Below are 21062 nucleotides of genomic sequence, written 5' to 3' on the forward strand. Positions count from 1 at the left end.
CTATCAATTTATTTCTTGCTTCAATTTGGAAAAATTTTGGCAGTTTTTTGGGCTACTTACTCAATTTTATTTGATGATACCTTATTTTTTTTTAGTAAACTAATTTGTTTTTCTTACCAAGAAGATTTAATAACTGCGTTTTTAAACGGCATAATCATTTTTTTTAGATAACTTTAACTGGGTAAACACGAATTGCTGCATCTTGCGTAGCAATTATCAGATTATTTTGCCAAGCTTGACAAATAAGCATTCTGTCAAATGGATCGCGATGTAGCAAAGGCAATTTTGCCAATTGATTCACACTTTGTTCATCAAGTTTAAGGCTGATGATTTGATGGAAATCGCGCTGTTTTGGCAAATATATTTCCGGTGAATCTGGTAATGGTAACTTTCCCAATTGATATTTAACAATACACTCCCACACAGAAACAACACTTAAGTAGACTTGGTTATCTAGATCGCGAATAATGTCTCGAACGTCACTTGATAACCGACTGTCACCGCTAATATACCAAAGAAAAATATGTGTATCTAGCAAAATTTTCATTTTGCTTCAAACTCACTCAAAATTTCTGCTGGTAACGGGGCATTAAAATCATCAGGTAAGATAAACTCTCCAGCACACAAACCAAATGGTCGCAACTGCTTCCCAGTAGATGATATAATTGGTTTAACTTCAGCAATTGGTTGATTAGAACGAGTAATAACTAAAGTTTCACCTGCTTCGACTTGCTGCAAATATTTAAGGGGATTGCGTTGAATTTCATCAATAGTTACGTTTAGCATGAAAATACCTCTAAGCAAAATTATTGAAAGACATTTATTGGATTTTTTGGTGTTTTAATTTAATTATTATTCCTTTTTATTCCTTTATTCCCTTTAGAGAATAAGTGAATCGATTGCCAACGAGGGAAAATATTGGTAACTATTACATTTTATCTTAAATTGAGGAAAAATTACTAAACTGGGCAGGCGATCGCGTAATCGCAAGCTGAAATGTTGCCGTTTGCTAATAACTGCTGTCAAAATCAAAATTAACTAGGAAAATAGAATAAAATAAGAGATTTGTTACCCTAGGGAGTTATAGCGACTGTGGTTGTAGAAATAGCCAAGACTGATTGCGAAACGAAAACTCAAGCAATAGCGAAAGAATTGATTGCAGCGACGCGACAAAAGCGTTCTCTTTTTGCCCAAATGCGCGACCAGATGCGCTGGGATGATAAACTGTTAGCCTGGGCAATGGCTAATCCTGGTTTGCGGGTACAGTTGTTTCGCTTTATTGACTGTTTGCCAGCTTTACAAAGTAAAGCAGAATTGGCACGTCATTTACAAGAATATATGTCTGCTGAGTCGGTAGAATTACCTGCTGCTTTGAAGGGAATTCTTAATTTTACCGAACCAAATTCGCCACCAGCCCAATTAGCAGCGACGACGGTTTCTAAAGCTGTAGAAACATTAGCTTTTAAATATATTGCTGGGGAAAATATTCAGCAGGTAATTAAAACGATCGAACGTTTGCGAAAAGACAAAATGGCTTTCACCATTGACTTGTTAGGTGAAGCTGTAATTACGGAAACGGAAGCAGAAGCTTATTTAGAAAAATATCTGGAATTACTGAATGAACTTACCGCAGCTTCTCAGAATTGGTCAAATGTTCCGGAAATAGATTTGGCTGATGGGGAAGAGTTACCGAAGGTACAAGTATCGGTAAAATTAACGGCATTTTATTCACAATTTGACCCTTTAGATCCTCAAGGAAGTAAGCAGAAAGTTTGCGATCGCATTCGGATCTTGTTACGTCGGGCTGAGGAATTGGGCGCAGCGATTCACTTCGATATGGAACAATATCGTTATAAAGATTTGACGCTAGCAATTCTCAAAGAATTGTTGATGGAAGATGAGTTTCGATCTCGCACCGATTTGGGTGTGACAATTCAAGCTTATTTACGCGATTCTCAACAAGATTTACAAGGGATAATTGACTGGGCGAAACAACGCGGTAATCCGGTGACAGTACGTTTGGTAAAAGGCGCTTATTGGGACCAAGAAACAATTATTGCAATTCAAAATCATTGGCATCAACCTGTATTTAACGACAAAGCAGCCACTGATGCTAACTTTGAAAAACTGACAGAAATGATGCTGTCCAACCACGAATATATTTATTCTGCCATTGGTTCGCATAACGTGCGATCGCAAGCGAGGGCGATGGCGATCGCCGAAACTTTAAATGTCCCTCAACGTCGCGTGGAAATGCAGGTACTTTATGGGATGGGCGATCGGTTGGCGAAAGCTTTAGTTCAACGAGGATATCGCGTTCGAGTATACTCTCCCTATGGCGAACTTTTGCCGGGAATGGCTTATTTAATTCGTCGTTTGTTGGAAAATACCGCGAATAGTTCTTTCTTACGGCAAAATTTAGAAGAACGTCCCATTGAAGAGTTAATTTCACCTCCCGTTGTTACAAGCGAAACTGAATTACCCGTGGCAAATAAACAGTTTACAAATGCAGTCGATACTGACTATGCAAATTCTCAACAGCGAGAAGCAGCCCAACAAGCTTTGCAAAAAGTTCGTGGTTTATTAGGGAAAACTTATTTACCTTTAATTAACGGCGAATATGTCGAAACCGAAACAAGTTTAGATTCGGTAAATCCGGCTAATCCGAGTGAAATAATTGGTAAAGTTGGACAAATTTCCGTCGAACAAGCCGAAACCGCTTTACAAGCAGCTAAAGCAGCCTTTCCCGCATGGAGTAAAACCCCCGCAAAAGAAAGGGCGGCTATTTTACGCAAAGCAGCCGAGATTATGGAATCACGTCGCCATGAATTATCTGCTTGGATTTGTTTAGAAGTTGGGAAAATTTTATCTCAAGCCGACCCCGAAGTCTCGGAAGCGATTGATTTTTGTCGGTATTACGCCGATGAAATGGAAAGACTTGATGCTGGTTATAACTACGATATTCCCGGCGAAACTAATCGCTATTTTTATCAACCGCGAGGAATTGCAGTGGTAATTTCTCCCTGGAATTTCCCTTTAGCGATCGCGACGGGCATGACTGTGGCAGCATTAGTTACAGGGAATTGTACTTTACTCAAACCTGCTGCACCTTCTTCGATTATTGCTGCGAAAATAGCCGAAATTTTACTCGAAGCAGGCATTCCTCCCGGTGTCTTTCAATATGTACCCGGAAAAGGTTCCACTGTCGGCAATTATATGGTTAAACATCCCGATGTCCATTTAATCGCCTTTACAGGTTCCCAAGAAGTCGGCTGTCAAATTTATGCCGATGCTGCGATTTTACAACCAGGACAAAAACATCTCAAACGAGTTATCGCCGAAATGGGTGGGAAGAATGCCATTATTATCGACGAAAGTGCCGACCTTGACCAAGCTGTTGCGGGAGTCGTCGCTTCGGCGTTTGGCTATTCGGGACAAAAATGTTCTGCTTGTTCGCGAGTGGTGGTGATGGAATCAGTTTACGACAACTTTGTGGAAAGGCTTGTTTCCGCCGCGAAATCCTTAAATATTGGCGCAGCCGACAACCCTAGTACCACTGTAGGTCCTGTTGTCGATGGTAGCGCCCAAAAACGGATTCAAGAATATATTGCCAAAGGGCGTAACGAAGCGAAAGTAGCTTTAGAAATGCCTGTCCCGGAAACCGGATACTTTGTCTCACCAACAATTTTTACAGAAGTTGCGCCCACTGCGGCGATCGCCCAAGAAGAAATTTTTGGTCCCGTGGTTGCTGTCATCCGCGTGAAGAATTTTGCAGAAGCTTTAGCAGTGGCTAACGGGACAAATTACGCCCTCACTGGTGGCTTATATTCGCGAACTCCCTCCCACATCGACCAAGCTACGAGAGAATTTGAAGTGGGGAACTTGTACATTAATCGTACAATTACGGGCGCGATCGTTTCTCGTCAACCCTTCGGCGGTTTCAAACTTTCCGGAGTTGGTTCCAAAGCAGGTGGACCCGATTATTTGTTACAATTCCTCGAACCTCGCGCAGTTACGGAGAATATTCAACGTCAAGGTTTTGCCCCAATTGAAGGTGTAGAATAAGGCAATTCTGGGGACTGGGGAGGTGGTGACTGGGGACTGGGGAGGTGGTGACTGGGGAGGTGGTGACTGGGGACAGTTATCAGTTTATCTCCTAAATCTCCCTTGTCTTCCCCCTCTCCCTTTCCTTTACTCCTAAACTTATGAGTAATTTAGAAATTAGATTCGTTTCTTATCCTGAAGCGGAAAAACCGATTAGAATAATTCGGACGAAGGTGTTTCAGGAGGAACAAAAAGTTGACCCGAAGTTAGAGTTTGATGGTAAAGATGAAAGTTGCCAACATTTGTTAGCTTATTTCGACGGTGAAGCGGTTGGGACGGCGCGAATTAGATGTATAAATAATTTTCAGGCTAAAATTGAAAGATTAGCAGTTTTGCCGTTTGCTAGAAGAAAGGGTGTCGGTAAACAATTAATGGAAAAAGCTTTGGCTATTCTTGCGGAAAATGGTTATCAAGTGGTGGAAATAAATGCACAAATTTATGTTAAGGATTTATATAGTAAATTAGGTTTTACGCCCGTAGGTGAGGAATTTTTAGAAGCCGGAATGCCTCATCTTAAAATGGTTAAAAAACTTGATAATTAAGATAGATAATTCTGATTTCAATTTAGAAGACTAATATAAAATAAAGTCTTGACAAATAGAACGAAAAGTAGTAGTAAGCAAAAAGATATTGACTAACGCAATTTAACTTTAATTTAATAGGAAGAGCGCTAAAGCGCTCACTACGAACAAAGTTAATAATTTTGATTTAAACTTAACAAAACAAGCGCTAAACTGCTGAGTAAGAAATAAAAAAAAGCTTGACAAACTGATGAGAAAGTGGTAGTAGAGTGAAAAAAATAGACCGACTAAAAAATGTTAGCAGTAAAAGCTTTAGTGCGGCGATCGCACCGGAAGCAGTGACGAAAAATTTGCGAAAAGGTGCGGAAACGCTTACTGGGAAACAGAGTTTACTAATTTTAGCAGGAATTTGGTTATTAGGAGCGGTCGGCGATCGCCTCTGGTTTATACTCGATCATGCACCCCCAAGTTGGGATCGAGCTGACTATCTCAATGGTGCCATGAATTACTGGCAAGCGTTACAATCTCCTCAGTGGTTTAATGGAGAATGGTGGCGGAATTTTTGGCTACTTTCCTCGAAAATACCTCCTTTAACTTACATTGCTACCAGTCCCTTTTTTCATTTCTTCGGAGTTAGCGCCGATACAGCTACATTATTATTATTAGTTTATAGTGCAATTCTCTTACTTTCTATTTATGGGTTAGGCGTACTTTTATTTAATAACCGGATCGCGTTATGGGCGGCGGGAATATGTCAGTTATTACCAGGATTATATCGTTATCGTTTAGAATTTCTCTTAGATTATCCGGTAACGGCGGTTGTTACTTGCAGTTTCTTTTGTTTAACTCTTTGGAAAGTTAAAAGTAAGCCAATCAAGCCAGTAAATATTAACTATTTTCCGGAGAATCCACCAGAAGAGTTACCACCTCGCTCAAAGTTCCAAAAGTTTACCGATAAATACCTTAATGGTTGGGTATGCGCGATATTTTTCGGCTTATCTTTTGGTGTAGCAATGATGGTAAAACAAACCAGTTTGCTATTTTTAATAACGCCGCTAATCTGGATATTTTTGAGTATTTTATTCCAGCGTCACTGGGAAAGAATAGCGCAATTATTAGTCAGTTTTGGGATTTCAACTTTAATATTTGGCTGGTGGTATCGTACCAATTGGCTATTAATTTTAACCTCGGGAAAACGAGCAACTCTTGATAGTGCGATCGCCGAAGGAGATCCGGCTTTAAATACTATCCACGCTTGGGTTTATTATTGGAAAATTTTACCTTATTTGCTGTCTTGGCACTTGTTAATCGTGCCAATTGTCGGTTTAATTGTGTATGGTGGGCGGAAATTTTTAACCACAGATGGACGCAGATGGACGCGGATAAGTTATCGGAGTGTAACCAAGTTTATTGGTCGTTATAGTTTGGTTTGGATAGGAGTGTTTTTCTTCGGTGGCTATCTGTTTTCTTCTTTGAATATTAATAAAGATGCGCGTTATATTTTGCCAATTTTACCCGTTTTATCTTTGTTTTTAGCTGCTGGTTTATTAGCTTGGCGAGGTCGCTGGCAAAATGAGATTCGTTGGGGTACAATTGGATTAGCTTTGTTGCTCGCAGTGATTAATTTTTTTCCAATTGATCGCGCGGAAATTGTTACTAATATTCTCAGTCCTCGCGTTCAGCATCGTCCATATTTAGGGAAAGAATATCCTCACGAAGAAGTAATTGCGGAAATTATTAAGCAAGATCCTTATTTACAAACCACGTTAGCAGTTTTACCTTCAACCTCGACAATTAACCAACATAACTTTTCATTTTACGGTGCAAAAGCTAACTTTCAAGTATATGGTCGTCAGGTAGGAGTTAGGGAAAAAGAAGTAGTTGCAGATGGGCGATCGCTAGATTGGTTTATAGTGAAAACAGGCGAACAAGGTTCAGTCCCCGAAGCCCAAGCACAACTTGTCGATTTTGTCGAGGGAATTCCGGCTTTTCGTTTAGAAACCAGTTGGAAATTACCTGATGAAGACAGCGATCTAATTTTATATCATCGCAAAAAACCGTCCGTAGAAGTTAAGCCAATTTCTGGTAAACGAGAGACTGTCCAATTAGATCGAATTACCATACCAGAAGTAACACCTCCAGGAGTCCCAGTACCAGTAAAATATGAATGGTCTGGTCCTTGGGAAAAATTAAAATCTGGTTTAGTTTTACTGACTTGGGGATGGGAAGACGAGACAGAAATACCCGTCGTAGCCAAGTTTACTGATTCCAATCCTCGCATGAATTGGTTGCACGATCGCGCGATCGCCATGGGAAGATTAACTGCGGGAAGTAAAAATCCTCAGCCAGAAGATACTTTCCGAGTTATCGAACGCACAGCCATGCTTCCTGATGCTAATATTCTTCCTGGAACTTATCGTTTAGAAGCCCTTTATTTGAACCGAGAAACTGGGGAAAGTTATCCTATTCCCATACCAGAAACAACTATTCAAATAGACCCAGAAGCAGAACCAACACCAGCCCCAGAATTAGATTTAATCACCCAATTACGGACAGTTGCACCCAACTTAGCAGAGGGAGTAGCAGGTTTAGAACCAATTTTCGAGCTAACAGCCCGAATTAATCAGTATGACCCGATACAAGATTATTTAAACCAAGCAGAACAAGCTTTGGCATATCGCTTAGACCGTCAATATCTTAACCTTGATTGGGCTTATAGTTTAGTTCTAGCTCAAATTTTGCAACAAAATGTGGAAGGTGCGATCGCGTCCCTAGAAAAAGTTATCCAACTCGACTCCGATAACCCCTATAACTACGCCTATCTCGCCTTAGTATATCTTTACGATTGGCGACCCTTCACCGCCGAAGAAATTCTCGAAAAAGCTAACTCACTCAACCCTAATTTAGAAATTGTGCAAATTCTTAGTGGTGTTGCTGCTTTCATGCAAGGTCACTTGGTGAAAGCTTGGCAAATTCTTTCTCCCCTAATTAACAATTCACAATGATAATGTTTCTCAAGATAGATTAAAATTCGGGAAGATTCTCGCTACATTGATAAGAGTATGAGAATCTTTCTTTTAAGGAAAGCATCAAAAAATGACTCTTTATAGTTGTCCTTGCTGTGGTAATAATCGCACATTGCGCCACGCTCGTAGCAACGCAATTTACTGGTTTTGTCCCCATTGTCGCCAAGAAGTTATCCCCCATTATATAACTTTGAAAAAGCGGCAAGTTAGTTTAGGAACTAAAAAACCAGTTTTACAACCAGTTGGTTCTTAAAATCAGACAAAAAACAATTTAAAATTTGTGTTTAAACAACAAAAAATGGGTAAGGTGAAAGCTTTACCCATATTTAAATTTGAAGCAAAAAAAATAGACAGTCTCTTGGCGATCGCCAAATATGCCATCATGTAAAGGCAATCCCTGATTACCCCTGAAATCTAAAATCGGATGTCCGAGAAGGAGGCAAAAATGCGTAAATGGCTATTTGGGCGGTACTTGCTGGTAAGTATTTTAATCACCTTAACGGGAAGTCGCGCCAACGCATTACCAGGTCAAAGTACCGAAAGAGTAGCAGCCTGGATTGAAGGTCATCCTACCTTACGTCCCGGACTAGGTGCAGGTTTAATCGTCAAAAAAATCGATACTCCCGCCCGACGCTTTACCTTTGAAGCTAGAGAAATACCTCCTGGTAGAATTGGTTTTAACGCCAATCCAGGCATTATTCGCAGCGAAAGCATCTCCTTTTACGACGCAGTGAGCGGTGTCAGTTTCACTCGACTAGCAGAAGCTTTACGGACAATTTACGGCTTAGATATCTATCAAGACTTCGATCGCGCTACTGTCATCTACACCTATCCCACCCGCGAAACCACAGAACTAGCTAGAAGACAAAATCGTCCCCTCCTCGCAGCCCAGAAAGGAGAACTCCGCCTCGGATCTCGTTACGCTTATTGGGTGGAAATTGCTGAAACCGAGACTGGTATCGCGTACAATGGCGAAATCACCGTTTTCCTCAAAGAAGACCTTAATAAAATTGAAACCGAACTTCGCGCGAGGTAGGGGCTGGAGACAAGAAGGATAAACTGGTCACTGATAACTGTTCACTGTTCACTGAAATCCCCAATCACCAACTACTCCCAAACTCCAGAAAAAATACTTTTAACCGCCCTTTTAATTCGTTTGATATCTTCCTTTAGCAGTGGCGACCACTCAAGCCCAGCTTTTTCTCCCTTCTCGAACTGTTCGCAACTGTCCTCAGCTAAAACATACAGAGTATAAATCAACTCGCGATCCAACTCTTGAACGTCCCGTAAATTCTCAAACAAAATCTTTAAAGCCAGTAAAATCTTTGTAACTTGACCAGGAATAGGTAGCTGTCCTCTTTCCAGACGCGCTAAAAAACTATTCGCATTTTCCTCTGGTGTAGCTACCTGAGTAAAGATAATTTTACGGGCAGTTTCGTAATCCATAAACTGAGGTCAGATTTTAGCACTATTATCCCTCACGCAGAGCAATTTAGCCCTTTTTTTCAACCATTGTCCGATCGCCACAGAGTTAGTCAAGGGCAAAGTAGAGATCCTCAAGCGGCGATCGCTAATTATCTCAGGAAAGATCTAAACTTGACAATTCTTGAAATCAAACAGTTATCAAATATTCCTCCAGCTAACGAGTACCCTACTTTGAGGCGATCGCGTTTTTGATTTTTGCTTGCTGTTGCATAAATTGGGTTTCTCTTACCTATGCAGTTAGTGTGGGAACGCAAGTGGTTGATTTGGCTGTATTTCACTCTGTACAACCAGAAGCGGGAACAAATTTAGGAATTTGTCGTCTCTGATGGGAGAGGGAATTTAACCAGAAAATGGTTTTTGGCGAACATAGGTACAGCTTCAGCCCTAGGAAATCCCAATTTTTTAATGAGCTAAAGAGGGCAAGTTATAGTGAATAATCAATTAATCAGCGCGATCGCCGTTTCGTTAATTTTCGCAACTAGCTTTACTCTAGGGGCGGCTAGTCAAGAAAACCGGAATTTGCGCGATCGCACTTCTCCCCAATTACCTGAAACTAGAGAAGTACCTGGAAATCGTCCATCTCCGGTAGATTTACCTCTGCAAAATAATCAATTACCTGAGTGTTTTTGGATTTTTTGCGAACCAGATCCTCCGGAAAATCGCGAACTCACTAATCCTACGGTTGACCCCCAACAGCCGCGAGAACTTCCGGAACGAGTTAATCCTCAACAACCGCGCAATCTTCCTCGTCGTTAAAAACAAACTTGGCGATCGCTGTTACTTACTTGGGGATTGTATTGTAAATAATTTTCCAGCCAATTACAACTATCGGCGATTAGTTGCTCTAAGTTTAAACTTTGGGCTGCGGAACTGTCGTAACTCCACAGTTTCGCAGTTTTGTCGAAGCTACTCGAAAGGATAAGTTTACCGTCTGGACTAAAGTTAACACTTAAAACTCCTGCTTCGTGACCTTGTAAGGTTTGTAGTTCCTGAAAACTCGCGAGACTCCACAATTTAATGGTTTTGTCTTCGCTAGCAGAAGCGAGAACTTTTCCCTCGGGACTGAAACTTATATCCCAAACTGTGGATTCGTGACCCGACAAAGTCTGCAATAATTCACCGTCGAGGTTCCAAAGCCGAATGGTGCGATCGCGGCTGGCTGAAGCAATAATTTTACTATCGGGGCTAAATTTTACGCTCCAAATTTCATCTTGGTGTCCCTTGATTACAGTTACTATTTTACCATCAATTGTCCAAATTTTCACAGTTTTATCTTTACTTCCCGAAGCAATAAATTTCCCGTCTGGGCTAAAATTCAGGCTATAAATTGGTTGCTCGTGTGCTTCCCAACTTAGCAATTCTCGACCATCAAAGCTCCAAATTTTGATTGTTTTATCGTCACTAGCTGAAGCAAGCAATTTTCCATCAGGACTGAAATTAATCCTATTTACAGGTTCCTCATGTCCCGACAAAGTTTGTAATAACTTTCCGTCGCGACTCCAAAGTTTAATTGTCTTGTCTTGACTCGCAGAAGCAATTACTTGGTTATCGGGACTAAATTTAACATCCGTCACCCAGTTATCATGTCCTGTTAACGTGATAATTTCTTTGCCTTGAGGATGCCAAAGTTTTAACGTATTATCTAAACTAGCCGTGGCTAAAGTTTGACCATCGGGACTAAAAACTGCCTGAATAACTGGTTGTTCGTGTCCAGTTAAACGACGCTTAAAGCTAATAGTTTTTAACTGCCAAATTTTGACAGTTCGATCGTCACTAGCCGAAGCTAAAGTTTGACCATCGGGGCTAAAAGCTAGCTCGGTAATTTCTCCCTGGTGTCCGGCAAATATATCAATTTCCTTACCGTTAAGATTCCATAATTTTACCATTTTATCGCCACTACCAGAAGCAATCATTTGACCATCGGGACTAAATTGAACGCTATTAACCCAATTTTCGTGACCCACAAAAGTTGCTTGTAAGCTACCGTCTAAATGCCAAATTTTTATTGTCTTATCAGCAGCAGCAGAAGCAAGAATTTCCGGTTGATTAGGATGGAAACTTACTTCAAGAACTTCGGCATTATGTCCTTGGAGAACCTGCAAAACTTCCCCTTCGAGGTTCCAAAGTCGAATTGTGCGATCGCTGCTTGCTGAGGCGATAATTTGACCGCCTGGGCTAACGCTTACACTACTAATCCAGCCTTGATGTCCCCGTAAGGTTTTGATTTCTGCTCCTTGCAAGTTCCAAAGTTTCACAGTCTTGTCTAAACTTCCCGAAACAATTGTCTTTCTATCGGGGCTAAAAGCCACGCTAGTAACGCTATCTTGATGTCCCCGTAAGGTTTTGATTTCTGCTCCTTGCAAGTTCCAAAGTTTCACAGTCTTGTCCAAACTTCCCGAAACAATTGTCTTTCCATCGGGGCTAAAAGTCACGCTAGTAACGCTATCTTGATGTCCTTGGAGCGTGGCAATTTCTTCGCCTTGAAAACTCCAAATTTTAATCGTATTGTCAGCACTAGCCGTGGCAATATATTGATTATCTGGGCTAAAATCAACGCCCGTTATACTATCTTGATGTCCGACTAAACGGTTACGTTCTTGGATATTTTGTAATAAATAATTTAAATTTTTAACTGTAGTATTTTTTAGGCGATCGGTAACAGTTATGCTTGGCAATCTTTGTAACTGATTTGCTGCTTTTATCCCTGCCAACAATGCTTCTAATTGTCGCTCGGATAATGATAAGTTTTCAGCTAAAGAATTTAAAGTTTCAACTTGACTCGCTCTTACTTGTTGACTTTGCCAATAAGATAATCCTCCTAAACCCAAAGCAGCTATTCCTAAGATACTAATAACTGTCGCTGCTATTTGTGCTTGTCGAAGTCTTTTTTTTGCTTGTTTTTGTTGTTTTTCTCGTTCGTCTAGACAAGCAACAATAAATTCTTGAACTTCTGTCGATAATTCATCAACATACTTAATATAAATATCTTCGGCTTCTGCTAACCGCAATCCTTGTAATAAAAAGTCTGAATGTTGTTCGTTTTGCCACCATAATTTAGCTGCTTGTTCGAGTTGTCTTTGTAATTGCATTCGGGCGCGATTTTCTGCTAGCCACCAGCGTAAAGTTGACCAATGACGAATTAAAACTTCGTGAGCAACTTCGACAGTAATTTCTTCTCGCTCGCTCTCTAAATAAACTTCGTTTGTTTGTAGCGATCGCTCTCCTTTACTATTAGCATTTTGAGGGTAATTAATAGCATTCACAACTACTAATTTGCTAGCAGTTAAAGCTTGCAAAGTTCTTGCTACTAAATCCGCCGGATACTTATTGACAGCTAACTCCGATTTTAAGACTCTCCGACGAGTATCTTCTGTCCCTTCTCCTAATTGCGTTAAGTTCAAAAAAATCCATTTTGCACAAGCTTGGGCTGCGGGATCTAAACTGTCATAAACGGCTTCTGCTTTTCTTTCTAAGGCTCCTTTAATCCCGCCAATTTGTTGCTGATAAGCTGTTAAAGTAAGCTTTCCTTGACAGCGATTTTCCCACAACTGTTCTAACACAAATTGCAATAAAGGTAAGTCTCCGGTGGCACGATCTAATTGTTGTAATAGCAGTTCAACTAATTCTGGTTCTACTTTTAAACCAACTTGTTCGGCAGGTTTGATAATTGCCTGGCGATAGTCTTCTGCTGTTAAATTAGGAGGGACTAAAACACTCGATTGCTGCAATAAATTAGCCAACTCTGGTACTTCTAAACAAGCGCTAATAAAATCAGCCCGAATAGCGACAACTAATTTAAAGCGATCGCCAGCATATTCGACGGCTTTTAAGAGTATTTTTAAGCAATTTTTTTGCTCATTAGCACTAGCAAGAGTAAAAAATTCTTCAAATTGATCGATAACTAAGACTCCTACTGGTTCGGGACGCGATCGCAGCCACTGTACGAATCCTTCTACACCTAAATGAAATAAGCCTTCTAGCTCTAGTTTCTCATCTTCTGAATTGACCAAAGTTTGCATTAAAGCTTGCCAAGGTTTTGCTCCGGGGCGAAAGCTTTTTACCCACCACTGTTTGCTTCCAGGAATTTGTTTTCCTTGCTTTATTTGGGCGATCAAACCTGCTTGTAAAACTGAAGATTTTCCGCTTCCTGATGCACCCACTACAGCTAAAAATGGTTGTTGCCAAAGTTGATTAACCAGTGTCTGAGTTAAATTTTCTCTGCCGTAAAAGTAGCGCGAATCTGTTTCGCGAAAAGCCCGCAAACCAAGATAGGGACAAACTCCTAAGTCTAAGCCTTCGCTACTGTCTTGTGGCTGCAAACCGATTTTTTCAGGTAAAATTTCGAGAATACCTTGCGCTCCAGATAGCCAAACGTGAAGATTAATTTGACTTGCAGCTAATTCCACTTGTAAATTCGTAATCCATTCAGCTACAGGTAAACCAGAGATTTGATTGGCTTTCTCTAAAGTAGTTAGCAAACCCTGGACAAATTCCTCAGTACTTTCTTCCTCAGCAGTAGCGGTAATTAAACATTGTCCTCGTTCGGTTGGAAGTTGCAAATCTTCTAGCCAATCTGCTATATTTTTAGTACCAGGACAATCTAAAATTAGAATTTGTTGAGCAATTTGCGAATGACGTAAAACCTGACGCAACCAGGAACGGCTGATTCGGTATTCTTCAGCAAAAACTAGCCAAGATTCTCCTTCAGTTGTAGTTTCAATTCTGGCGCGCAAATAAAGTAAAATTGTCTGAATTTGAGGAGACTGAAAACAGCGCGCGATCGCGTCTTTAGCTTCAGCACAAGTTTTCTGCGATCGCGGTAAATATTCCAACTCAAAATTACCCGCACGGCGTAAAATTTTACTTAGGGCTAAAGTAGTCCCACTGCTAGGTATTCCTTCGACTACGATAGCTTGACGGTTATTCACTAACTGAAAATCTGGCGATCGCTTACCGAGAATAACTTCCCCTATTCCTTCCACAATCCGCTTCGGAGTTTGCAAAGAATATTCCGATCGCAACTCCATTATCCCACGCGATCGCTGTTGTTGGTTAATCAGTCGTAGTTGTTGGTTAGTTTTGTCAATGTATTGCAAGGTTTGGTGATAGACATAACGATACAATCCATCTGCATCGATAATTCCCCGTCTATCCGCCGCCTCGCCACTCAGTCCGCGCGTCAGGTAATATGTAAATACCCCATGTTCTAATTCGGGAAACTCCCAAGCTTGTTGTCCGCGATCGCAGGATAATAAAGCATAGAATCCTTGACTTTTTTGGGCTTTTTCCTGCAAAGTTTCGACAATTTGAGCCGTAGGATTTAATCTTAAGGTCATGCTGCCACTGTGACAAGCATCTAACCAAACTAACTGTTGATGGGCTGCACATTTCCCCAATAAAGTTAATAATTTTGATAATTTTAACCCGGTTGTTAGTAAATCATTCTCACGAGTATCACCTAAACATAAAATAGCTTGTTTCGTTTGGCGATCGAGCATTCCATGTCCGGAAAAATAAAATAATAATGTATCTTCAATTTTTGCTCGTTTAACAATTTCTTCTAAACTCTCAATTACTGTTACTAAATTAGGCTTTTGTTCAGCAAAATCGTGATAAATTCTTACCTGCTTTTCCGGAAAAATTTCATCTGTTTCCGCAGTAAATGCTTCTGCTAAAGCCTGACAGTCGGAAGCAGCATAACTTAAAGACGGAAAATGCTCGTCCTGATATTGATTAATTCCCACCAAAATCAGCCAAAGACAAGCTTTTTTAGTTTTTTGCTGACGATGAGAATAACTGGTACTAACAGCCACGGGAGACATATTTTTCTCGGTGGTAATTCAACAGTTTCAATGCTTCAATTTTAACTTAATTTTCTAATCTAAATCTGCCTTAGCTATGATTAAGTTTTTTGAAGCAGAGAAAACATAGCTTGATTTAACTAATTTTCGGGAGCGAGACGCTCCCACTAATCTCAGAAATTACTCCTTCCCTGTAGTAACTAACTGCTCTAATTGGTTAAGAAAATGAGACTTTTTCAACTGCATTTTTTCAGTGTTTGAGTCAATAATTCCAGCTTGTTGCAAGCGAGCTTCGATATGTTGTAAAGTTCCCTTTTCGACAATGCAGCGAATTGCACCTTGCTCATCAATTTCGTTATATTGACGGCTTCCTTCAGCTACAGGAAAACCATTACAACTGCCAAAATAAGGACAAGAAGTGCAAGTTGCTACCATTCGTGCTTCTGCTTCAGCAATAACTTGTTGATGACGTTTTCCCAGAATTAAATCTTCGAGAGAATGAGTAAAAATATTTCCGTGACTCCGTTCAATATTATAAGCATCTGCAACGCTGTAAATATCTCCTGTAGTGTTGACTAAATAAATAGATTCCCAATTATTTTTATCGTAAATAATAATTGGTTTATTGGCTGCGTGATGAAGACTAATTTGGCGAAAATACTCCAGCAAAGGCATAATACTAATATAGCCTTCGTCTTCTAACCACAAATCAACTAATTGACAGTAAGCATTTAAAGTTTCTTGAGGAGTAATTTCAAAGCCCTCATGTTGTTCGGCAAAAGCACCTTGAAAAAGAGGTAAAACTCGGAAAGAAAGATTCATTTGCTTGTAAAATTGATAAATCTCCCGAATGTAAGCTAAATTTCGTTTTGTTAGCACTGTAATGCAACCAAAATGAATATTTTCGGCTCGCAAACGATCGATATTTTTTAATACTTTTGGCTGAGAATTATTTCCGGCTCGATCTACTCTTAAACTGCCAAATAAATCTAAAGAAACTCCAATTTGGTCAAAGCCATTTTTGAGTAAATCAATTCTTTTATTGTCGAGGAGGGTAAGATTAGTTTGAATTGAGTTAATAACTGAGTCTGCTAGCTCGCCGAAAACTTGACGTTGAATAGCAAAAGCTTGCCAATAAAATTCTGGTGGTTGAAGAAGAGTTTCGCCGCCATGCCAATTAAATTCAATGGTGACAGGAAAATTCAACTGACGATAATAACTCGCAATGTTGCGAAACATTTGCTCGACTTGAGTCAAAGAAATAGCAGCTTTATTTCCTAGTTCGGCATATTCATAGCAGTAACGACAGCGCAGGTTACATAGTTTAGAAGTTTTGACAACGAAGGTTACTTTTCTGGTTTTGGAGAGCATAATTTTTCCTATTGTTTGAATTGTTTTTGATGACGCACATTTGTGCGTCCAGGTAAGATGTTTAGTTCAAAAGTTATTGGGTTGGGGGACTAAAGTCTTGACTACGAATTCATTTGTTCAAAAGTTATTGGGGTTGGGGGACTAAAGTCTTGACTACGAATTCATTTGTTCAAAAGTTATTGGGGTTGGGGGACTAANGGACTAAAGTCTTGACTACGAATTCATTTGTTCAAAAGTTATTGGGGTTGGGGGACTAAAGTCCCCACTACGAACTGATTTGTTTTGACTTAAATCAGCTTAATTCTTTAGCGAAGTTTGTTTACCGAATTATCCAAAGAGCGGAAAGTATCGACAGCAGAAGGAGAAAAAGAAGGTGGAGTTGGTTGTTTGAAATCTTGTAGTTGAGAATCATCAATAGATTCACCCCAACTGTCACTCCAACTGTCAGTCCAACTATCATCTTCTGGGCTAAGATTTCCATCAACTCCGCGCAGTTTTTGGTCTAAATTCGGCGAAAATTCAACTGGTTCGCGAAGTGTAGGAGACTCAAAATTAGTACGATTTACCGGTTCAAAAGGAACTGATTGAGCGCTAGCAGTATGAGCAAGAAAAACAGTAGGTGCAACAACACTCAAGGCGAGAAGTAAGCGAGTAGAGAAATTAGGTGTACGCATGAAATAATCTCCTGTAATTTTATTTTAGTGTGAGGTTTTGAACCCCTTCGCTTACTTGCTAGGTTTGCTGGGAAATATTTATGCAGTGTTAGGAAAAATTTTTGGGAAAAAATGTGTGAAAATAAGAAAAGTCAGGGGTTTCTACTGCTTCCGCAGTTTCATCTAAAGATAAAATTATGCGTCCTCGCCAAAACATTTTAGAAATATTTTCAACTTTTATTCAATTTGAAGGCGATCGCTTCAGCGCTTGGGCGACCGACCCCAGTCTGCGCCGCAGTATGCAACAATGTTTAGCAAATTCCCCTCAACATCAGTCTTCCCAAAAATTTTGGGCGCTATATTGGCACAAACAATGGCAAAATAATGCTACTATCCGAGCGAGAGAACATTTGACAGCCTATTTGCAAGAAGTGTGCTTTTGGGCGGCGCAAAAAACGGCTGCGGGTTTTGGTAGCAGTCAATACAGTTTGTCTGATTATTTCCAAATGGCGATCGCGCGCATTGAGAAAATTTTAAATAATTTTGACCCTCAACAAGGTGTAGCTTTGCGAAACTACGCTAAAGCAATTTTTAACACGACAATGCGGGAAATTTTGCGTCAGCGCCAAGAAGTTGATATTTGTACAGCTTGGGGTTTATTGCGGAAAATTAGCCAAAAACGTTTGATGGAATCTTTACAACAAGTAGGCTTAAGCGAAAAAACGATCGCTCGCTATATTTTAGCTTGGCATGGCTTCAAAACAATTTACGCACCTCAGCAAGCCAGAGCTAGTCGTAAATTACCTCGTCCCGACAAAGCAACTTGGGAAGCTCTGGCGGCTTTTTATAATTCTCAACGTTACCAGCAACTAGCTCCAGATGAAACAGAAATTGATGATGAAACGATTGAAAAGTGGCTAATTGCTTGCGCGACAGCCGCGAGATCTTATCTTTATCCCAGCGTCACCTCAATTAATAAACCCCAACAGGGAAACAGCGAAAGCGAATTACTCGACCAACTAGCAGCCAATGAAGGAGAATCATTATTAACCGCCGCGATCGCCGAAGAAGAAAGCCAAACTCGACAAACTCAAACAGCCCAAATGAGTCAAACCTTAGAAACGGCGATCGCCAACCTCGAACCTCCATTACCAGAAATTTTACAGTTATACTACTCCGACACTCATACTCAACAGCAAATTGCGGCAAAATTAGGCATGAAACAATATGCAGTTTCCCGTCGCTTGAGTAAAGCAAGACAGTTATTATTGCAAAAATTGGCGAACTGGAGTCAAGAAAATCTGCATATTACTCTTAACTCTGACGTATTAAAACATACTAGTACCGTCCTTGAAGACTGGTTAAGCGCTTACTACAAGCCAACTGAATCATCTCGCACGGAGTAAGTTATCATGACCTTCAATAGCGCATCCTTAGCTTTTGCTAATCCCACACAAGTATGGTTAGAATTATCTTCCACCGATTTAGATCGCGCTTGGGAACAAAGTCAGGCTTTCTCGACAACCGCTCGTCGTTGGAATGCTTATTTGAATAGACTTTGCTTAAATACTGTCTTACCTTGGCTGCAACAAGAATACGATCGCCACGCGCGGGTTTTTCCTCATCTCGCCGCTTTACCTAGTTTTTGGGAAGTCGTCAACGGAGTAGCGATCGCTCATTTATCACCACCCCAAACGAGAATAGCACTTCCCGGTCCGCGACTGATCTTAATTCCTAGCGAAGCGATAGATTGCACAGAAATTCAAGTTCCCCAAGAATGGGTAGACATTCCCAGTTGGATTGGCGATTATTACCTTGCAGTCCAAGTTAATCCCGATGACGGCTGGGTGAAAATTTGGGCATATTGCACTCACAGCCAACTCAAACAAAAAGCTAACTACGATCGCCACTCTCGTTGTTACTGTCTCAAAGAAGAAGACGCGATCGCCGATCTCAACGTTCTCTGGGTAGCCAGACAAGTCTGTCCCGACGAACCTACACGAGTTTCCATTCCACCTCTACCCAATCTATCCCTCGAACGAGCCAACGCCTTAATCCAACGCCTCAGTTCCCCCAATATTCTCCTTCCTCGCCTCGAAATACCTTTTCCCACCTGGGGCGCACTTCTCGAACACAGTGGCTACAGACAGCGCTTATATCAGCAACGCCTGGGCTTAAACGAACAATGGTCAGTGGTAGACTGGCTGCAAAAGAGGATCTCCCAAATCGCCCAAGAATTAGGTTGGCAAAAAATCCAGATGCAACCCAGTTTAGCCCAAGCACGAGGAGAAACAGAAACCCCCCAACCCATACTCTCAAAAGAATTAGTCATTGCTGGTCAAGCTTACGAATTGCGCGTCATCCCCAAAGCCGACATTTCTCAAGGAATTTGGCGCTTTGAACTCAGCAGTAACAAAATTGGCGATCGCATCCCTGGTGGCTTTAAACTGAGATTACTTACCGAAGATTTACAACCATTTGAAGATAACGAAGACATCGCCGAAACCGCCGTCGATCTCCTTTATATTGAAGTAGCCCTCGAACCAGGTGAAGGAATAGTTTGGGAAATCGAACCCCACCCGGAAAACTGCGATCGCGAAATCTTACGCTTTTAATTTTTGCACCTTTTCCACCTAAAAAAATAGAAGAAGCAATATAGCAGAGAACGAGTTAGTTCTTGACTGTCCTCATTTTCGGCAAACCTTGCTAGCATAGGCTTAAATCATTGTTCGCTATTTACTGCTAGATGATTTTCCTCATCCGCAGCACCAGGAAGTGCCGCTTTAGATACACGACGCTGCAAAGGATTATTGAAAAAAGCTCCAGTTTGTGGTGGCAATTGGGGATCGAAAATAACTTCAGCTAAACTTTTCATTACTCCCGTTACGGGAATAGCTAAAATCACGCCTAAAAGACCACCAATTTTTGCTCCCAATAACAAAGAAACTAAAATAATTACAGGTGATAAACCAGTCAAATTTCCCATCAAACGAGGCGAAATTACATTATCTTTAACTTGTTGAATAGCGACAGCAACAATTATCACCTTTACTGCTAACCACCAATCCATAAATGCCACAACAATCGCTACAGTCCCAATTCCTAAAGTTGCCCCAACAAAAGGAATAACTTCCATTGCCCCAATAAACACTGCAAACAAAAGGAAAAAAGGTACTTCTAGCAGTCGAAACGCTAGGGAAAGAGTAGTAGCCATAAACAAGCCTAACAACAGTTGTCCTGTCACAAATCTCTGTAAATTACTTCGCAGAGATTTACTTAACTCAACTTGAATACGAGGTGCTAAAATACTGGTGACACCGCGCCACAATCTTTCCCCATCAATAAGCATATAAAATGAAAGCACTAAAACTAAAATTGTATCCAAAAACCAATTAAATGTCCCTAACACCAAACCAAAACCAGTCGAAGCGATCGCTTCAGCTTGAGTTTGGACTCTTACCAATAATTGAGAAGTTAATAGTTGGACATCAAAAGGTAAATTTCGTTGCTCGCTCCAGGCTTGAAAATTTATTAACTGTTGTTGACCTTCGGCAAATAGTTCTGGTAAACGAGTAATTAATTGTCGTCCTTGGTTAAACACGGGTGGTACTAAAGTTAAACCGAGGAAAATAACTACTAAAGCGGCAAATAAGTAAACCAGAACTGCGGCGACTGAACGAGGTAAGACAGGTTTTAATAAATGTACGGCATAATTCAGCAAAAAAGCAATCAAGGCTGCGGTAAGTAAAATACTAATTAACTCACCGACATAACTAAGAGCATAAATTGTTGCTCCGAAAGTTAAGAGAATTAGTAACCAAGTTAGCAAAAACTTTTGTAAAGGTGATAAAGAAGTATTCATAACGCGATCGCTCTTGTCAATTTTTAGCGACAACCACCTTATGTTACAAGATAACTGCGATCGCTTAATGAATGGCAGTAGAAGAGGAGCGATCGCTCTTGCGGTTGTTGTCGGAGTGTTCCAATTAGGGCGATCGCGCTCTGCGAGCCATCAGCCCCACCGCAAACCGCACCGACTGTTCGCGGGCGATGGTCAGTGCGGTGACCGAAAATCTTGGGTTTCAAGCCCCGTCCTTTAGC

17 protein-coding genes are annotated in these 21062 nt (G+C 40.7%); 9 read left to right on the plus strand and 8 right to left on the minus strand.

Features of this window, described 5'->3' with window-relative positions:
* Positions 1-163: 163 nt before the first annotated feature.
* Positions 164-547 (minus strand): type II toxin-antitoxin system VapC family toxin, encoded by a 384-nt coding sequence (locus G3T18_RS05990; protein ID WP_224409622.1) that lies wholly within the window; start codon positions 545-547, stop codon positions 164-166.
* Positions 544-786 (minus strand): type II toxin-antitoxin system Phd/YefM family antitoxin, encoded by a 243-nt coding sequence (locus G3T18_RS05995; RefSeq protein ID WP_224409623.1) that lies wholly within the window; start codon positions 784-786, stop codon positions 544-546. The genes G3T18_RS05990 and G3T18_RS05995 overlap by 4 nt, the downstream gene beginning before the upstream one ends.
* A gap of 306 nt (positions 787-1092) precedes the next feature.
* Between G3T18_RS05995 and pruA the strand changes: the two genes are divergently transcribed.
* The 5 genes from pruA to G3T18_RS06020 all read left to right on the plus strand — a co-directional run bounded on the left by pruA (position 1093) and on the right by G3T18_RS06020 (position 8687).
* A complete protein-coding gene (gene pruA, locus G3T18_RS06000; protein WP_224409624.1) occupies positions 1093-4065 on the plus strand; it encodes an L-glutamate gamma-semialdehyde dehydrogenase in 2973 nt (990 codons plus the stop codon).
* A 140-nt stretch (positions 4066-4205) separates the two neighbouring features.
* A complete protein-coding gene (locus G3T18_RS06005) occupies positions 4206-4646 on the plus strand; it encodes a GNAT family N-acetyltransferase (RefSeq protein ID WP_224409625.1) in 441 nt (146 codons plus the stop codon).
* A 248-nt stretch (positions 4647-4894) separates the two neighbouring features.
* Positions 4895-7630, plus strand: coding sequence for a phospholipid carrier-dependent glycosyltransferase (locus tag G3T18_RS06010; RefSeq protein WP_224409626.1), 2736 nt, complete (start codon positions 4895-4897; stop codon positions 7628-7630).
* Between the two features lie 91 nt (positions 7631-7721).
* The gene (locus G3T18_RS06015) at positions 7722-7904 is read left to right on the plus strand and encodes a hypothetical protein (RefSeq protein ID WP_224409627.1); all 183 of its coding nucleotides are present in this window, start codon (positions 7722-7724) and stop codon (positions 7902-7904) included.
* A 192-nt stretch (positions 7905-8096) separates the two neighbouring features.
* Entirely contained in the window at positions 8097-8687 is a 591-nt protein-coding gene (locus tag G3T18_RS06020) for a hypothetical protein (RefSeq protein ID WP_224409628.1), read from the plus strand.
* Positions 8688-8758: 71 nt separating this feature from the next.
* Here the strand turns inward: G3T18_RS06020 and G3T18_RS06025 are convergent, their stop codons facing one another.
* The gene (locus G3T18_RS06025) at positions 8759-9097 is read right to left on the minus strand and encodes a Dethiobiotin synthetase (RefSeq protein WP_224409629.1); all 339 of its coding nucleotides are present in this window, start codon (positions 9095-9097) and stop codon (positions 8759-8761) included.
* Positions 9098-9163: 66 nt separating this feature from the next.
* Here G3T18_RS06025 and G3T18_RS06030 point away from each other — a divergent pair, with 66 nt between their 5' ends.
* Entirely contained in the window at positions 9164-9328 is a 165-nt protein-coding gene (locus G3T18_RS06030) for a hypothetical protein (protein WP_224409630.1), read from the plus strand.
* A 237-nt stretch (positions 9329-9565) separates the two neighbouring features.
* The gene (locus G3T18_RS06035; RefSeq protein ID WP_224409631.1) at positions 9566-9892 is read left to right on the plus strand and encodes a hypothetical protein; all 327 of its coding nucleotides are present in this window, start codon (positions 9566-9568) and stop codon (positions 9890-9892) included.
* Here G3T18_RS06035 and G3T18_RS06040 read toward each other — a convergent pair.
* The 3 genes from G3T18_RS06040 to G3T18_RS06050 all read right to left on the minus strand — a co-directional run bounded on the left by G3T18_RS06040 (position 9889) and on the right by G3T18_RS06050 (position 16982).
* Positions 9889-14958 (minus strand): nSTAND1 domain-containing NTPase, encoded by a 5070-nt coding sequence (locus G3T18_RS06040; protein ID WP_224409632.1) that lies wholly within the window; start codon positions 14956-14958, stop codon positions 9889-9891. The genes G3T18_RS06035 and G3T18_RS06040 overlap by 4 nt on opposite strands.
* 159 nt (positions 14959-15117) lie before the next feature.
* On the minus strand, positions 15118-16308 hold the full coding sequence (locus tag G3T18_RS06045; RefSeq protein WP_224409633.1) for a radical SAM protein: 1191 nt from the start codon (positions 16306-16308) through the stop codon (positions 15118-15120).
* 305 nt (positions 16309-16613) lie between these two features.
* Positions 16614-16982 (minus strand): hypothetical protein, encoded by a 369-nt coding sequence (locus G3T18_RS06050; protein ID WP_224409634.1) that lies wholly within the window; start codon positions 16980-16982, stop codon positions 16614-16616.
* Positions 16983-17158: 176 nt separating this feature from the next.
* Between G3T18_RS06050 and G3T18_RS06055 the strand changes: the two genes are divergently transcribed.
* Positions 17159-18367, plus strand: coding sequence for a sigma-70 family RNA polymerase sigma factor (locus tag G3T18_RS06055; protein ID WP_224409635.1), 1209 nt, complete (start codon positions 17159-17161; stop codon positions 18365-18367).
* 6 nt (positions 18368-18373) lie between these two features.
* Positions 18374-19576, plus strand: coding sequence for a DUF1822 family protein (locus G3T18_RS06060; RefSeq protein WP_224409636.1), 1203 nt, complete (start codon positions 18374-18376; stop codon positions 19574-19576).
* Positions 19577-19683: 107 nt separating this feature from the next.
* Here G3T18_RS06060 and G3T18_RS06065 read toward each other — a convergent pair whose 3' ends face one another.
* Positions 19684-20823 (minus strand): AI-2E family transporter, encoded by a 1140-nt coding sequence (locus tag G3T18_RS06065; RefSeq protein ID WP_224409637.1) that lies wholly within the window; start codon positions 20821-20823, stop codon positions 19684-19686.
* Positions 20824-20861: 38 nt separating this feature from the next.
* The coding region (locus tag G3T18_RS06070) for a hypothetical protein (protein ID WP_224409638.1) at positions 20862-21062 on the minus strand (201 nt) is incomplete at its 5' end.

The organism is Oscillatoria salina IIICB1 (genome assembly GCF_020144665.1).
GTDB lineage: Bacteria > Cyanobacteriota > Cyanobacteriia > Cyanobacteriales > SIO1D9 > IIICB1.

Bases quoted from the DNA above. Each gene is read 5' to 3' on its own strand.
- G3T18_RS05990 (WP_224409622.1), bottom strand. From the start codon at position 547: ATGAAAATTTTGCTAGATACACATATTTTTCTTTGGTATATTAGCGGT.
- G3T18_RS06060 (WP_224409636.1), top strand. From the start codon at position 18,374: ATGACCTTCAATAGCGCATCCTTAGCTTTTGCTAATCCCACACAAGTA.
- G3T18_RS06050 (WP_224409634.1), bottom strand. From the start codon at position 16,982: ATGCGTACACCTAATTTCTCTACTCGCTTACTTCTCGCCTTGAGTGTT.
- G3T18_RS06045 (WP_224409633.1), bottom strand. From the start codon at position 16,308: ATGCTCTCCAAAACCAGAAAAGTAACCTTCGTTGTCAAAACTTCTAAA.
- G3T18_RS06055 (WP_224409635.1), top strand. From the start codon at position 17,159: ATGCGTCCTCGCCAAAACATTTTAGAAATATTTTCAACTTTTATTCAA.
- G3T18_RS06065 (WP_224409637.1), bottom strand. From the start codon at position 20,823: ATGAATACTTCTTTATCACCTTTACAAAAGTTTTTGCTAACTTGGTTA.
- G3T18_RS06005 (WP_224409625.1), top strand. From the start codon at position 4,206: ATGAGTAATTTAGAAATTAGATTCGTTTCTTATCCTGAAGCGGAAAAA.
- G3T18_RS06040 (WP_224409632.1), bottom strand. From the start codon at position 14,958: ATGTCTCCCGTGGCTGTTAGTACCAGTTATTCTCATCGTCAGCAAAAA.
- G3T18_RS05995 (WP_224409623.1), bottom strand. From the start codon at position 786: ATGCTAAACGTAACTATTGATGAAATTCAACGCAATCCCCTTAAATAT.
- G3T18_RS06020 (WP_224409628.1), top strand. From the start codon at position 8,097: ATGCGTAAATGGCTATTTGGGCGGTACTTGCTGGTAAGTATTTTAATC.
- G3T18_RS06025 (WP_224409629.1), bottom strand. From the start codon at position 9,097: ATGGATTACGAAACTGCCCGTAAAATTATCTTTACTCAGGTAGCTACA.
- G3T18_RS06015 (WP_224409627.1), top strand. From the start codon at position 7,722: ATGACTCTTTATAGTTGTCCTTGCTGTGGTAATAATCGCACATTGCGC.